The organism is Hyphomonas adhaerens MHS-3 (assembly GCF_000685235.1).
In the GTDB taxonomy this organism is placed as follows: Bacteria; Pseudomonadota; Alphaproteobacteria; order Caulobacterales; family Hyphomonadaceae; genus Hyphomonas; species Hyphomonas adhaerens.
Window position 1 is genome coordinate 902757 of sequence record NZ_ARYH01000001.1, and the last position, 14104, is coordinate 916860.

Annotated in this window: 17 protein-coding genes; 3 read left to right on the plus strand and 14 right to left on the minus strand. The window is 64.4% G+C overall.

Features of this window, described 5'->3' with window-relative positions; all coding sequences use genetic code 11:
* Positions 1-193: 193 nt before the first annotated feature.
* The 3 genes from HAD_RS04550 to hisB all read right to left on the minus strand — a co-directional run bounded on the left by HAD_RS04550 (position 194) and on the right by hisB (position 1632).
* On the minus strand, positions 194-490 hold the full coding sequence (locus HAD_RS04550; RefSeq protein ID WP_051595921.1) for a hypothetical protein: 297 nt from the start codon (positions 488-490) through the stop codon (positions 194-196).
* Positions 491-631: 141 nt separating this feature from the next.
* Positions 632-865, minus strand: coding sequence for a hypothetical protein (locus tag HAD_RS04555; protein ID WP_035569670.1), 234 nt, complete (start codon positions 863-865; stop codon positions 632-634).
* 170 nt (positions 866-1035) lie between these two features.
* Positions 1036-1632, minus strand: coding sequence for an imidazoleglycerol-phosphate dehydratase HisB (gene hisB, locus HAD_RS04560; RefSeq protein ID WP_035569671.1), 597 nt, complete (start codon positions 1630-1632; stop codon positions 1036-1038).
* Positions 1633-1765: 133 nt separating this feature from the next.
* Between hisB and HAD_RS04565 the strand changes: the two genes are divergently transcribed.
* Complete coding sequence (locus HAD_RS04565; protein ID WP_051595922.1) at positions 1766-3505, plus strand: putative bifunctional diguanylate cyclase/phosphodiesterase; 1740 nt, start codon at positions 1766-1768, stop codon at positions 3503-3505.
* On the opposite strand, the gene HAD_RS04570 is transcribed toward HAD_RS04565, so the two are convergent.
* The 4 genes from HAD_RS04570 to HAD_RS04585 form a co-directional block, all read right to left on the minus strand.
* Positions 3502-4023 (minus strand): GNAT family N-acetyltransferase, encoded by a 522-nt coding sequence (locus tag HAD_RS04570; RefSeq protein ID WP_035569672.1) that lies wholly within the window; start codon positions 4021-4023, stop codon positions 3502-3504. The genes HAD_RS04565 and HAD_RS04570 overlap by 4 nt on opposite strands.
* Complete coding sequence (locus HAD_RS04575) at positions 4020-4448, minus strand: nuclear transport factor 2 family protein (RefSeq protein ID WP_035569674.1); 429 nt, start codon at positions 4446-4448, stop codon at positions 4020-4022. Before HAD_RS04575 ends, HAD_RS04570 begins: the two co-directional genes overlap by 4 nt.
* 67 nt (positions 4449-4515) lie before the next feature.
* On the minus strand, positions 4516-5067 hold the full coding sequence (locus HAD_RS04580; RefSeq protein ID WP_035569675.1) for an energy transducer TonB: 552 nt from the start codon (positions 5065-5067) through the stop codon (positions 4516-4518).
* Between the two features lie 41 nt (positions 5068-5108).
* Positions 5109-6167, minus strand: a complete 1059-nt coding sequence (locus tag HAD_RS04585; RefSeq protein ID WP_035569677.1) for an HpcH/HpaI aldolase/citrate lyase family protein — start codon at positions 6165-6167, stop codon at positions 5109-5111.
* A gap of 145 nt (positions 6168-6312) precedes the next feature.
* Between HAD_RS04585 and HAD_RS18325 the strand changes: the two genes are divergently transcribed.
* Entirely contained in the window at positions 6313-6489 is a 177-nt protein-coding gene (locus HAD_RS18325) for a YqaE/Pmp3 family membrane protein (protein WP_084331766.1), read from the plus strand.
* A gap of 23 nt (positions 6490-6512) precedes the next feature.
* On the opposite strand, the gene HAD_RS04590 is transcribed toward HAD_RS18325, so the two are convergent.
* The 3 genes from HAD_RS04590 to HAD_RS04600 all read right to left on the minus strand — a co-directional run bounded on the left by HAD_RS04590 (position 6513) and on the right by HAD_RS04600 (position 8394).
* Complete coding sequence (locus HAD_RS04590) at positions 6513-6749, minus strand: hypothetical protein (RefSeq protein ID WP_035569678.1); 237 nt, start codon at positions 6747-6749, stop codon at positions 6513-6515.
* Positions 6750-6839: 90 nt separating this feature from the next.
* Positions 6840-7754: a tyrosine recombinase gene (locus HAD_RS04595; RefSeq protein WP_035569679.1), complete on the minus strand. Its 915-nt coding sequence runs from the start codon at positions 7752-7754 to the stop codon at positions 6840-6842.
* A 58-nt stretch (positions 7755-7812) separates the two neighbouring features.
* Complete coding sequence (locus HAD_RS04600; protein ID WP_035569680.1) at positions 7813-8394, minus strand: TetR/AcrR family transcriptional regulator; 582 nt, start codon at positions 8392-8394, stop codon at positions 7813-7815.
* A 129-nt stretch (positions 8395-8523) separates the two neighbouring features.
* Between HAD_RS04600 and HAD_RS04605 the strand changes: the two genes are divergently transcribed.
* Positions 8524-9483, plus strand: coding sequence for an SDR family NAD(P)-dependent oxidoreductase (locus tag HAD_RS04605; RefSeq protein ID WP_035569681.1), 960 nt, complete (start codon positions 8524-8526; stop codon positions 9481-9483).
* Positions 9484-9535: 52 nt separating this feature from the next.
* Here HAD_RS04605 and HAD_RS04610 read toward each other — a convergent pair whose 3' ends face one another.
* The 4 genes from HAD_RS04610 to HAD_RS18815 form a co-directional block, all read right to left on the minus strand.
* A complete protein-coding gene (locus HAD_RS04610; protein ID WP_035569682.1) occupies positions 9536-9994 on the minus strand; it encodes a DUF2721 domain-containing protein in 459 nt (152 codons plus the stop codon).
* Positions 9995-10066: 72 nt separating this feature from the next.
* Complete coding sequence (locus tag HAD_RS04615) at positions 10067-12034, minus strand: DUF3604 domain-containing protein (protein WP_051595924.1); 1968 nt, start codon at positions 12032-12034, stop codon at positions 10067-10069.
* Between the two features lie 86 nt (positions 12035-12120).
* Entirely contained in the window at positions 12121-13938 is a 1818-nt protein-coding gene (locus HAD_RS04620; protein ID WP_035569683.1) for a hypothetical protein, read from the minus strand.
* On the minus strand, positions 13928-14062 hold the full coding sequence (locus tag HAD_RS18815; protein ID WP_272989807.1) for a hypothetical protein: 135 nt from the start codon (positions 14060-14062) through the stop codon (positions 13928-13930). Before HAD_RS18815 ends, HAD_RS04620 begins: the two co-directional genes overlap by 11 nt.
* Between the last annotated feature and the right edge of the window lie 42 nt (positions 14063-14104).

The following is a 14104-nucleotide window of genomic DNA, read 5'->3' on the forward strand; positions in this document are numbered from 1 at the left end:
ATCTCATGATGCGTTGCGGTTGCGCCTGATGATAGGCACCCATCCGGCCGAACGCAAAGACGATACGCCGCCATCCGCGCGGGGGCAGGGGCCGACGCGGTTGCGCCCATCGGCGCAGTCAGGTGAGGGGATCATCCCGGGAAGGCGACCTGCGCCAGATCCGGACAGCCTGCAGAGACGCGGCGAGGGCGCGTCAGCGCCCCGACATGCCTTCGTTTTCTGCCCGGTCCAGAGGCTGTTGATCGCGTGCCTGCGCGGCTGCCAGATCGGCCGGATCAATGGTCACGAACTTTGTTTCTGTCCGTAAGCCGCGTTTCCTGTGGACGATCATCGTGGTGCTGACCCGCCGGTAGGCGAGGAAAGACGCGCTATCCAGCGGCTCTTCTTCCGTCTCGATCGTGTAATCGCCCGCGGGCCATTCGTCTTCGAGGCTTTCGAGATAAAACGGGCTGCGGAAGGTTACGAGGTGTTTTGAAATGCGATTCGTCATGGCGGTTCCTTTCCGGTCTCCACGTCTCGCCCCCGTGGTTCCGGGTTGATGCGGGAAAGCTGCATCCGGACATTCGTTCCGGACGCGGCGCCCAGACGGCTATCAGACCTTGGGGGAGGGCCTGACAGCAGATGGGAACGACTAATTTTTGGGGGGCTGTTCCTTGTCCTGCTTGCCTTGCTGGCGGGCTTGCTCAGCCCGCTTTTCCTGCATCGATTGCGGCATCGGCGGCGGCGAGGGCTTTCCAGGTTTGCCCTGCTTGTTCTGAGAGGACATGGGAGTCGCTTTCATCTGTCCGGAAAAAATATTCCGTCCAGTATATATGGTGATGAAATCGGCATTTACATCACGGCCAAAATAAAAGCCGGAAACCAAATTTCCAATAGTTTCAGGGTAGATAGTAATCGAAGAGTATTTAGGCCAAACGGCAAAATGCCCAACGGGCTCTGCCGATTGGCGAACAGGAAATTGGTTACACCCCGCCTGTTCCTGTCCCCATCACTGTCTCTGGGGCAGGAAGCGCTACGGCATAGATCCGGAAGAGTCTAGAGGCTGCCCTTGGTGCTGGCTGGCTGGCCGCCGAGGCGCGGGTCGACCGTTACCGCGGCGCGCAGGGCACGGGCGGTGGCCTTGAAGCAGCTTTCGGCGATGTGGTGGCAATTCTCGCCATAGAGATTTTCCACGTGCAGGCACATGCCGCCATTTCCGGCCAGGGCGTGGAAGAACTCCTTGAAGAGCTCTGTGTCCATTTCGCCGATCTTGTCGCGCGTGAACTGTACTTTCCACACCAGGTAAGGGCGTTTGCAGAGGTCGAGGCTCGCCCGGCTCAGCGTTTCGTCCATCGGGATATAGGCCGTGCCGAAACGGGTGATGCCGGCAAAATCGCCCAGCGCCTTCAGGATGGCCTGGCCGATCACGATGCCCGTATCCTCGACGCTGTGGTGCATGTCGATGTGCAGGTCGCCGTCGCAGCGCACGGTCAGGTCGATGGCCGAGTGCTTGGAAAAGCTCTCCAGCATATGGTCGAAGAACCCGATCCCTGTCTGGATGTCGGATTTTCCTGTGCCGTCGAGGCCCACGGTCACGGTAATGTCCGTTTCCTTGGTCTTGCGGCTGACGGTTGCGGTGCGGTTCTGGGTCATGGCTGCCGATATAGTGTGTAGATCGCACTACAGCTAGCGCATCTTGTTCACTGATTTCTAAACATATTGGCAGAATGTGCGTTTGGGAAAGCGCGCCTTCGGGTGCGGTGAGGCGAGGATTTCTTTGCGCAAGATGTCGCAGATACGCCGTTTTTTCGGCTCGATGACGCTGCCGGCATTTGCCGCGACTGCCGGCGCCGTTGCGGCTGTCCTCGTTTATGGCGCTGTGACCGTCCTCGAACAGACCTATCGCGTGATCATCGGCGGACACGCCTGGAACGATATGGCGTCGCCGCCCGAAGTGATGCTGGGCCTGGTGCTGATGTCCATTGCCTGCGGGGCAGGGGCCTCCTTCGTGCTGGCTCGGTCCTTTCAGCGGGTCCTGCAGCGTTTCCTCGCTTATCTGGACGATACGACCTCGGTCCGCCCGCGCGGTGTGGATACGGTCATGTTCAAGGAACTGCGCCGCCTGCGCGTCGCGGTGACCCGCCGCGTCAGCCATCTGCGCCGTGAAAACGAACGCCTCGCCACGATCGCCTATGTCGACCAGCGGACCGGCCTGCCGAACACGATCGCCCTGGAGGCAGAGATCGAGCGCAAGCTGCCATTCGCCTCCTACGATTCGCCTGCCGCCTTTTTCCTGCTCGATCTCGACCAGTTCGGCCGCGCGGCCGAACGGCTGGGCAGCCTGGCCACGAATACGCTGCTGAAATCGGTCGGCGAACGCCTGACCGGCAGCATGAGCCGTCTCGACCCGACGGTCGCCCCCAGTCTCGATGACGCGATGATCGCAGCGCTGCACAATGACCAGTTTGCGATCTTCCTGCCGAGCGCGATCACGCGGGAGAACGTGTCGAACATTGCGCGCGCCATCCGGGTGGCCTTTGCGCAGCCGTTCGAGATCAATGGCCAGTCTGTCAGTATCGGGATGTCCGGCGGAATCGTCATGGCGCCCGAAGATGCGGATTCGCCTCAGAAACTGTTCCGCCATGCGGATCTGGCGCTCCAGCAGGTGCGTCAGGAATCGGCGTCCGGCTTCCGCTACTTTTCTCCGCGCCTGAACCGCGTCGCCCGCGGCAAGTACATGCTGGAAGCGGAACTGCGCGAGGCCGTTGCGGCCCGGGAGTTCAAGGCGGTGTTCCAGCCCAAGGTCGATTTTGCCACGGGCAAGATCGTCGGCTGCGAAGCGCTCGCCCGCTGGCAGCGTGCCAATGGCAAGATCATCTCTCCCGCCGCCTTTATTCCGCTGGCGGAGGAAACCGGCCTGGTCAACCAGATTGGCGAGCAGATCCTCGAATCGGCTTGCGAATGCGCCGTCGTCTGGATGAAAGAGGGCTTCGATGTCTCCGTGGCGGTCAACGTGTCGCCGCGCCAGTTCATGACGGTGGACCTGACCAATCTGGTGCTCGAAGTGCTGAAGCGGACCGGCCTGCCACCAGCGCGTCTGGAACTCGAGATTACCGAAAGCATGGCTGTGTCCGACCCGACAAAGGTCGACCGGGTGATGCGTCCGTTGCGTGCGCTGGGCGTCAAGCTGGCGCTCGACGATTTCGGCACCGGCCATTCCAACCTGTCCATGCTGACCCAGCTGCCGTTTGACGTGTTCAAGATCGACCGCCAGTTCGTGTCCGCCCTCGATGCAGATCGTCAGGCCCCGGCCATTGTCGAGATGATCCTCGCCATGGCGGAAACCCTGGGACTCAAGACGGTGGCAGAGGGCGTGGAGACCGAACGCCAGGCCGAGTTCCTGTCCCGCCGCGGCTGTTCCATGGCACAGGGCTTCCTGTATTCGCCCGGCCTGCCGCAGGAAGGCTTCCTTGAGCTGCTGCGCGGCTGGGACAAACGCGCGAGCGCCCCGCGCAAGGCAAGCTAGGCACCGCCGCGCCTGAACACCATGACCGGATGATCGCCGAGCAGGGCCATCTGCCAGTATTCATACCCGCATTTTTCCGCCACCCGGCGGGAGGCCTTGTGATCTTCATCAATGATGCAGACGCTCGGGCCCGGGCGGTTCCGGTCCAGCCAGTCATGGGCAAGGCCCACGGCTTCGCTGCCGATGCCGCGGCCCCATGAGGCGCGGGAAAAGGCCCAGCCCGCTTCCGGCCATTGCGACAGGTCCGGGTCGATCCCGCGCATGAAATCGGCGAACCCCACCTCGCCGAGAAAGGTGCCGGTCTCCCGGTCGATCACCGTCCAGTTACCATAGCCCTTCACATCCCACATGCCCCGGCCACGGACGGAGGCGAACCAGACGTCCTGCCGGCTGCGTGTCTTGCCGCCGATAAACCGGACAACATCCTCATCGCCCCACATGGCGGCGGCATGCGGAAAGTCGGCGTCTTCGAAGGGGCGAAGAACCAGCCGGTCTGTCGACAAAGTGGGTGGGTTCATGCGCCGGCTTTCATCTTGGCGAGCATGGCGCCCATCGCCGCGTGCACGGTCTGGATGGCCTTCAGGGGACGGACCATGACCTTGAAATCGGAGATCTGGCCCGCATCATTCCATTGGATCATGTCGACGCCATTGACCTGGATGCCATCCATCACGCACTCGAATTCCAGCACGGCCTTGTCGCCGCAATCGAAGGCGCGGACATAGCGGAACGTGTCGCCGCCCAGCGTCTCCCCGGCGGCCGTGAGATAGGCCATCGTGATCGGCTTGCCTTCCTGCGGCGTGTGGACGACCGGGCTGCGGAACACGACATCATCCGCCAGCTGGCCGGACAGGCCCTCTGGCGAATGGTCGCCTTCCATCCAGTCGAACCAGCGCTGCAATTGAGGCGAGTAGCCGGTCGTCGGAATAAGATGCTTGGCCATTTTGTTTCCTCCCATGCCAAAGACTGAGCTTAGCATGCGATGGATGGCGCAAAAGGGCCAAATCCGATCAGGGCGCGGCCGTCTCTTCGTCGGACCGGCAGAAATTGACCGGGACGAGCACATTGTCGATGGCCGGGCTGTCCTGTCCTTCGGCCGGTTCGAATTCGAGCGGCGCGAACACATTCGCGGCGGCCTCGTCGAACCCGGGCAGGCTGCAGCTTGTCTGGATATTCTGCGTCTTGCCGCCGGCCGTGATGTCGAACATGGCCTCGCACGCACCTTCCACGCCCAACAGCTGATAAACGGCCGGATATTCCAGTGTCAGGCCCGTGGTCGGCACGGGAAGAACCTGGTCGCCGCCTGCAGCGTGGGACGTTTCGAGCCGGGCCTCCCAGCCGTCCGGCGGGTTCATCGTAATGGCCTGCGTGCCGCCGCAGGGCTCGATCTCTGTCGAATGGCTCAGCACTTCCAGAGCGGACTCGGTCAACGGCGTTTGCAGTTTCTCATTCAGCGCGTCGACCGTTTCCGGCTTGAATCCATGGTAATTTTTTTCAGCATGTGCCGCGCCTGCAAGCGGAATGGCGCAGACAGCGGCGGCGAGTAGGTGGGTAAATTTCAAAGCGTTTCTCCTTGGTTGCCCCAGGAACCCCGCCCCGCACACTAATCGCCAGAATACGCTTTTGCCAAATCGGGGTCCTTGCCGGCGACGAGATCGGCCAGATCGGAGATCACCTTGGCCTGTTTCCAGGTGGCGTCGTCCTGCATCTTGCCGTCGATCATGGCGACGCCCGTGCCGTCCGGCATGGCGGCCAGGATCTTGCGGGCGAATTTCACTTCGTCCGGATCCGGGCTGAAGACCTTTTTCGCGATGGCGATCTGGTTCGGGTGCAGGCTCCACGTGCCGGCGCAGCCGAGCAGGAAGGCATTGCGGAACTGCTGTTCGCAGGCGTCGAGGTCGGCAATGTCGCCGAACGGGCCGTAGAAGGCATTGATCCCGGCCATGCGGCAGGCATCGACCATGCGGGCAATCGTGTAGTGCCACGGGTCCTGCTGGGCGCTGGCGCGGTCGCTGCCGTCTTCCTTCGGATCCTCGATCACGCGGTAGAAGGGGTGGCCGCCGCCAACGCGGGTTGTTTTCATCTTGCGGTCGGCGGCAAGGTCTGCCGGGCCGAGGCTGATGCCCTGCATGCGCGGGGAGGCCAGCGCGATGTCTTCCACCAGCGCCATGCCCTGCGCGGTTTCGAGGATCGCGTGGAACAGGATCGGGCGGGTGAGGCCCGCCTTGGCTTCCAGCTGGGCGACATACTGGTCGGCGAAGTGAATGTCCCACGGGCCCTCGACCTTGGGCAGCATGATCACGTCCAGCTGGTGGCCGGCATTGAGGACCAGCTGGGAAACGTCTTCCTGGAACCAGGGCGAGTTCAGCGGGTTCACGCGGCTCCAGAAGCCGGTGCCCTTGCCCTGCCAGTCATACATGTTGGCCATCTCGATGGCGCCGGCGCGGGCAGCATCCTTGGCATCTGCGGGGATCGCGTCTTCAAGGTTGGCGAGGATCACATCCACGCCGGGGGCCATGGAGGGCACCTTGGCGCGCACTTTATCCAGGTGCGGCGGGACGAAATGGATCATCCGCTCCAGCTTGACGGGAAGGTCCCGCATTGGCTCCGGCGCGCCGATGGCGAGCGGCTTGAAGAAATTACGCGGTGTTTTCTGTGACATGATCTCTGCCCCTGACTTTTGCCGATACGCCTAGGGCGAATGGTGCAGCGCGTCAAACCGCCATTTGGCCGCGACGGCGGCAGATGGAACGACCGCTTCCCCGGGGCGTTGGTTAGCACGAACTGCTGACGAGAAAGGTCCAATCATGTCTATTCTGATGATCCTGCTGACCATCCTGTTCCCGCCTGTGCCGGTGGCCCTGAAGGAAGGGATCGGCGTGCAGCTCCTGCTCAACGTGCTTCTCACGCTGGTTGGCTGGCTCCCGGGCGTCATTCACGCCTTCTGGGTCCAGACCCGCGGATCGGGTGCAGTCGAGATTTAAACCGAAAGGGCGGTTTCAGGCGCTTAAGCGTCAGCCGCCGCATCGGCCGATGCCATGCGCTTTTCAGAGCGGATGGCACGGCGGAACACGGCAACGCCAATGGCGATCACGCCGATGGCTGTCACGGCTTCACCGCCCAGGATCACCGATTTCCCGAAATGCATCTCCGCCAGGATCGACCAGGTGGCGGTAAAGAAGACAATGGCGGCGATCTCGGTGAGCAGCGCGGCCGGAATAATCGCTTTGAACAAGGGGCCCATGGGGACTCTCCACATCTGACGCAGGCAATATCGGCCCACAGACGCGGGATCGCAAGCGTCATTATCCGTTACGTGCCAGCAAGCTGATTATCAGCGGCTTGCCAGCGGGTGGGCCGTTTCCAGCAATTCGGCGAGTTCGTCGGTCAGGACGTGGGTGTAGATCTGGGTCGTGGCGATGTCGGCGTGGCCGAGCAGGGTCTGCACGCTGCGCAGGTCTGCGCCGCCCATCAGGAGGTGGGTGGCATAGGCGTGCCGCAGGGCGTGGGGATGGACCCGGCCGGGCCGGATACCGGCCATGATCGCCAGTTCTTCCAGCAATTGGCCGAGGCGGCGGCGCGTCAGGTGGCCTTCCTTTCCGCGTGAGGGGAAGACGAATTTCTCCGCGCGGGTGCGGGCGAGGCTGTTCTTGGGCAGGGTCTCTTCGCGCACGGCCAGCCAGTCTGAAAGGGCCGCCAGCGCCGGGCCGCCCAGCGGGCACAACCGTTCCTTGCCGCCCTTACCGCGAATGATGACATCGCGCGTCACCCAGCGCTCGCCCTTGCGGCGGGGGAGGGAGCCGAGCGTCAGCGAGACAAGTTCCGACACACGAAGCCCCGCGCCATAGAGCAACTCGACCAGCGCCTTCAGCCGCAAATCTTCCCCGCAGGTGTCGATCAGGCGGGCCATTTCCTCACGCGACAGCACATCCGGCACATCGCGGGACGGTTTCGGCCCGTCCAGCTTTGCGGTCGGGTCGTCCTTGCGGTCGCCTTCTTCGAACAGGAAGTGGAAGAACCGCCGGACGGCGGAGAGCTTCCGCGCCTGGGAAGACGGCGCCATGCCGCGCGCGGCGAGATCCGACAGCCATCCGGCCAGGTCCCGCGCGCCGGCGGTCTCCAGCTTGCCGCCGCAATATTCCGAGGCGTCCAGCAGGTCCCGCCCATAGGCGTCGAGCGTATTGGGGGAGGCGCCCCGTTCGGCGGACATCATTTCCAGGAAGGCTTCGATACGCGCGCGATCTGACATGATGCCACTATCGCACGGAACCTGTTGAAAGCTTGTGAACGGGCGGGGCGGCCGGTTGTCAGGTCTTGCGGAGGCCGGCGATCAGCAGGTCGATCACATTGCGGGCGCCGGACTCTGCCTGCGGGTCCGCCGCGGGGGAGACGTAGAGCACGCCGGCCACGGCACGCAGGAGGTCGAACGGGTCCGCCACGGGCCGGATATCACCGGCGGCTTCGGCCCGGCGCACCAGATCGGCGAGGGCATTGCGCATGATGTCGCCGGTGCCTGCATAAAGCGTGTCGGCACTGCCGCCGAGCGCCGTGATGGCTTCGGTCATGATCCGCTTGGTCGAGATGTAGTCGACAAACAGCAGCAGCCATTCGCGGATGGCATCGAGCGGGGCATGGGTTTCCGCGAGTTGCCCGGCCGCTTCTCCCAGCTGGACGACGGCGTTGCGGTAGACGTCTTCCACCAGCGTGTCGCGCGACGGGAAGTGCCGGTAGAGCGTGCCGATGCCGACCCCCGCCGTCCGGGCAATTTCCTCCAGGCTGGCGGATGCCCCGTCACGCGCAAATACCTCCTTCGCCGCTTGCAGCAGGCGTTGGCGGTTACGTTCTGCGTCGGCGCGCAGGCGTTTCTGTCCGGTCTTCGTCTCGGTCATCTCAGTCGCAATTATTTTGTCGTCCCCTTGTAAACGGAGGGACCCTCCACATATGAAAGCGGAGGCGCCCCTCCACTTAATGCGGTCCGGTGCCCGAATCCAGAACAGAATCCAAGCAAGGAGCTCCTCATGTCAGGATCGTTTGGTGCCACTTCCACAACCGAAGATGTCCTCGCGGGCGTCGATCTCAGCGGCAAACGCGTGCTCGTCACCGGCGTTTCCGCCGGCCTCGGCGTCGAAACTGCGCGGGCCCTCGTGTCCCATGGTGCTGCCGTGGTCGGCGCGGCGCGTGATCTCGCCAAGGCCGAAAAAGCCATGAAGGCCGCCCTCGGCGACTTGCCGATGATCGACCTGGTCGAACTTGACCTCGCCTCTCTGGCCAGCGTCCGCGCCGCATCGGACACGCTGAAAGGGAAGGGCGATACATTCGATCTCGTCATCGCCAATGCCGGGGTCATGGCCACCCCGCCGATGAAAACCGCCGACGGTTTCGAGATGCAGTTCGGCACGAACCATCTCGGCCACTTCACCTTCATCAACCGCATCGCACCGCTGATAAAAGATGGCGGCCGGCTGGTCATGCTGGCGTCCTCCGGCCACCGCTTCTCGGATGTGAATCTGGACGACCCAAACTTCGAGACGACGGAATACACCCCGTTCGGCGCCTATGGACGATCGAAGACGGCGAATGTTCTCTTCGCGGTGGAGTTCGACCGGCGCCACAAGGCGCGCGGCGTGCGGGCAGCGGCGGTGCACCCGGGCGGTATCCAGACAGAGCTTGGCCGCCACATGACCGAAGCGGACATGGCCGCCCTGGTCGAGCGGCTGGATGCAGACCGGGAAAAGTCCGGTGAGCCGCCGTTCACGTTCAAATCCATCCCGCAGGGGGCGGCGACGTCACTCTGGGCGGGTGTCGTGGCCGACGCGGATGCCGTAGGCGGAAAGTATTGCGAAGACTGTCACGTCGCCGAAATCGTGTCCGGTGATGTCGGCGCCAGCGCGTCCGGCGTCCGGGCCTATGCGCTGGACCCCGCCAACGCCGCGGCGCTCTGGGCGAAGAGCGAGGAGATGGTCGGCGAGAAATTCTGATCTCCAGCCGATCCGACAAAGGCCCGTCCCGGTGTCCCGGGGCGGGCTTTTCTCATGTCCGGTGCTTCAGCGTATCGCGGGCGACCCGCAGCGTCCGGCTGGAAATGCGGATTTCGAGCAGGAAGGACAGCAGCGCCGTCACCAGAACACTCATGGCCGCAATGAACAGGATCGAAACGGCGCGGGTTACCGAGACGTGCAGCAGCTGGCCTGTGAACAGGAAGATAATCACGACGCAGACAAGCAGGGCGGCAAGGGTCGACAGCGCAATGGCCCGGTTCGAGTGCGCCATGCGCCGGTCGAGGATGCCGAGTTCTGTCACGTAAATCCGGCGGCGCGCGTCATCGCAGCCGGACAGCTCCGCTTCCAGGGAGCGCCAGCGGTCCACCACCCGGCCCAGCCGGTTGGTCATCACGTTCAGGAACGCCCCGATGCCGGCCAGCAGGAAGACGGGCGCGATGGCAATCTGGATGACGTGGGCGATGTCGCCGGGGATGACGAAGTCGGGCATGGAACACCTGAAGCAGGACGGTCTGATAAGCGCAGGGCAGGCTCTCTGCCCCGCGCTTCAGGCAGAATTGTGTCAGTCCTGCGGATTGTACCAGACGGGGCTGGTCCAGGCCCGTTCCTGGATTGTGGACGGCATGTCCGGATTGGGCGGCGTGCCGTTGCGGGCCGCATCCCAGCTGGACCAGCGGCAGGACGGGTTTTCCAGCACACGGACGTAATAGGCCGAGCGCCGGGCCGGGTCGAAGTCCGGATCGGTCCACAGGGCTTTCATCTCGCCTGCACCTGTGCCGTCCTCGGTGGAGCAGTCGGCGAGGTCGACGCTGGCGCCATTGTCCGGACACCGATGGGTTGCCGGGTCTGGCGCGGCGCCGCCGGAGCAGGCGGCGTCATAGACGGCCTCATGCGCGGTGCCGTCTGCATCGGTCCAGACCTTCACCACCTGCACGCGTTGCAGGGGATAGGAGTCCGGATCGCGCAAGGCCCAGGCGAGGATCTTCGGCGCAGCGCCGCTGCCGGTCAGGTTCCCGCCCTGCGGGACACCGGCCTCATAGGCGCTGGCGACGAGATCCGGATCGTTCAGGATGTCATCGCCGAAATCGAAGCTTGCGAACATGCGGGCCTTCAGGCGCGGGCCGGACGTTCCGAAGGTTTCCTTGCGGCGGATCGCATCGAAGATTGCTTCGCGCGTGTTTTCGTCCGCCCACACACCGGCGAGGCCCGAGGCGCTGTACTGGCTGGCAGCCAGCAGGCGGCGCATGTTCGGAACCATCACGCCATCGGCCGGAATGGTGATCCGGGCGCCTTCGGCGTCCCAGGTTTTCGCGCCATTCGGCGGAATGGAGTGGCGCTTGGCCGGATCTCCGCCATCGACCGGGAACTTGCCCCAGAAGGTTTCCTCAATGAACGGACCGGCCCCGATATGCGTATCGCTGGAGCCGATGAAGCCAAACCGGAACGGGTTGAAGCCTTTCGTGTCGGCGAGGCCGAGCCCGCGGGCGAGTGCATTGCGGGCATAGTCGCCGATGTGCGGAGTCGTTTTCGCCGCGCTGCCGACAAAGGTCTCATAGAGTTCGAAATTGGCCCATTCGTCATTCGGCGAGAGGGCGGGGTGGGCCTCGGATGTGCCCTTGATCTGGGTGATCTCGATCACAGGCTCGTTGCGCATGCGGGTCACGGCATAGTCCGCCGTCAGCTCGCCGCCCTCATAGGTTTCCGATGCGAACATCTCGCCATTGGAGGCGTTCGAATTGTGCGGGATGGACATGACGTCCCGGCCGTCGGCGCGCTGGGCATCCATCCAGGTCCAGAGATCCTCCGGGTTCGGCGAATCAAGGGTGGAGAACAGGCGCGGCGGTGCCTCGCCCCGGAAGATGACATTGCGGTGCAAATTGGCTGCGGCCGGGATCTTGGATTCGAGCACAGGCGTCATGGCGGTGAATTCATATCCGGCAAACGTCGTGAACTTGCCGGGCTCATAGTGGCGCTCTGCCGCGTCGATGGCGCGGTGCCAGGCCGAATCGATCACGTCCCGGTCATAGATCTCTTCAATCTCGTCGCCGGACACGATCGTCAGGCCGACCTTCTGGAAGGACTGGGCCGGATTTTCCGCGTCCGGTCCGAAGACGGATTTTGCGAAAGCGGTCTGGGACAGGGCCGTGCCGGGCGTCGCCATGGCCGGCATGATGCCCATATATTCGCCATGGTCGGTCACGGCGAGGAAATCGAGCGGGCCGTTCAGCTGTACGTCATAGCCGCCATCAGTCGTGATCTTCTCGCCCTTGGCAAAGCGATAGGCATCGTCGGGCGTGGCCCGGACAGAGGAGATGAAGGCATCGAAGGACTGGCCGGTGTGGACGTGCAGGTCACCGAACAGGGCAACCCGGTCTGCCGGAGCAGGGGCCGTCATGTCTGCCGGAGTCGCTTCGGCCAGGGTCTCCGGCGTTGCGGCGATGGTTTCGGGTGGTGTGGTCGTTTCCTGCTGAGCGGTGCAGCCAGCCGCCAGCAGCAAGACGGCGAGGCTCGCCTGTCCCAGGTATTTCATGCATTCCTCCCTCGGGCCTCTCATGCGGGCCTTCCAAGTGAGGGCAGCATCTGCCTTTTCCGGCAGAGATCAAGGCTGCGTTTGGATCAGGGCGCGTCTTTCCAGTATCCCGTCGCCTCCAGCGCTAGCTGGCGGGCGGCGTCTTCGGCCCCGATGTCTTCCAGGGCGGCGAGGATCAGGGTGATGTCTGCCAGTCCGATGTCAGACGGATCGCCATTGGTCAGCGACACCGTCCTCAGCACGACTTCCGCCGCCGTGCCGGACCGGGCCGCGGCCCAGACGGCAATCGCGTCACCGGGGGCAGAGGAGGACTGGTCCGTCGGGCTCTCGACCGACAGGAAAGTGCGGGCTTCGGACGGCGGGGCTGTCCCGGCAGCGGTCCAGAGCGCGAACATGCGGGCGGCGGCCTCGGTCTTGTCTTCATTCTCTGCCGCCGCGATCAGCTGGTCGGCCGCTGTCTTGATGGCGCTCTTGCCGGCCTCGGCATCCGCCAGAATGGCCAGCGCGCCGATCCAGGCGGCCTCGAATGCCGGGGGTTCCGAAAGGACGGGCGGGTCCGGCGGCAGCATGTCGTCTTCGCCGGCAAGCGGGTCAGCGGTCTCGTCTGCGGGCGGGCTGCCGGTTTCGATCGTTATGCCGTCCGGGATCAGAAGGTCCGTCGGCGTGCCTGCGGCGCTGCTTTCCGGGGCAAGGCCGATCTCTTCCACAGAGGAGGGGTCGGACAGGGCCGGTGCTGGGGCCGGTGCGGGGGCGGGTGCTGGCTCCGGTTCTGGCGGCGTGACCCAGCGGACCGCTTCGCCGAGTTCCCCGGCCGCGATATTGGCGCGGGCGAACAGGAAAGCCTTGTCTTCCGTGTCGGGGCCAAGCGGCAGACGCGCCATGCCCGCGCGCAGCAGGCTGGCGGTTGCGGCGAACCGCGCCGGGTTCTCCTGGGCTTCCTCCAGCGCCGCAGCGATGGCGTCCGCCCTTTCGGCGACACTGCGCGCGCTGTCGACGGCGGCGAACCGGGCTTCGCTCAGCAGCGTGCGCGGATTGAACCCGTCTGCGGCGAGCGCGGAATTGTAGGCGATCCGGAACTGTTCGCGGTCGATCAGGCCGGCTTCGGCGGCGATCTGGGCTGCTTTGACGCGCACAGCTGGCGGGGTCAGCTTGCGCCGCGCCATGGCGGCGGCAATGTCGGCCCGGTCCTGCGGGACGGCGTCGGGGGTCACTTCCAGAAAGGCGCGGTTCGACATGACGAAGCTGATGCCGCTGTCGAACTTCGCTTTTGGCGGTTTCGGCGCGACGCCCGACATGGCGAAGATCGCGCTGGCCAGCCAGCTGTCTTCCACGCCCTGGGCCTGCGCCATCTCCATGGCCAGTTCGGCCCCGGACGTATTGCCCGCCAGCGCCGCGCACACCGCGCGCAGCCTCGGCCAGTAATCGTCCTCAAGGTGCGGCGTCTCCAGCGCGCCGCATGCGGTGGCTTCATTGCCGAGCACGAGATTGAGGTCCGCGGCCATGGCAGCCGGGTCGACGCCGGGCGGGGGCGTCGTCAGTTCCGAGAACTGGCCGGCTGCGGCCGCCGCCTCGCCAAGTTCGAAGGCAATCCGCGCGCGTTCAGCCAGCAGCGCGTCGCGGTCCTCACCGGCGGGTGCGCGTCCGCCCGACAGGACCAGGCGGCGCATCAGGGTCTGTTCCGCCGGGCTGAGGCCCTTCGTGCGGGCGTTCTGCATCAGCGCCAGCAGGTCTTCGCCCCGCGCGCCCCGCCACATGTCGGTGCCCAGCGCCGGTTCGTCCTCGCCGAGATAGCTGATTCCCCAGGGATCGACCTGTTCGAGCCAGCTGTCTTCGATCTGCGCGTGTGCCGGACAAACAAGAAGTGTGGCCAGCGCCGCGCCTGCCAGGGCGCGCCTAGACCACATCTTCAACCTCGATCCGGATCTCGCCGGGTGCGGGCTTGCCTTGTTCCGCCTTGGTGCCCAGCCACCACAGGCCTGCCAGCCCAATCACCACCAGGAGTCCGAGCAGGATCAGGAATTTACGCATGGGATCACACCTCTGGGTTGTATTCGGTCTTTTGCGGCCCAC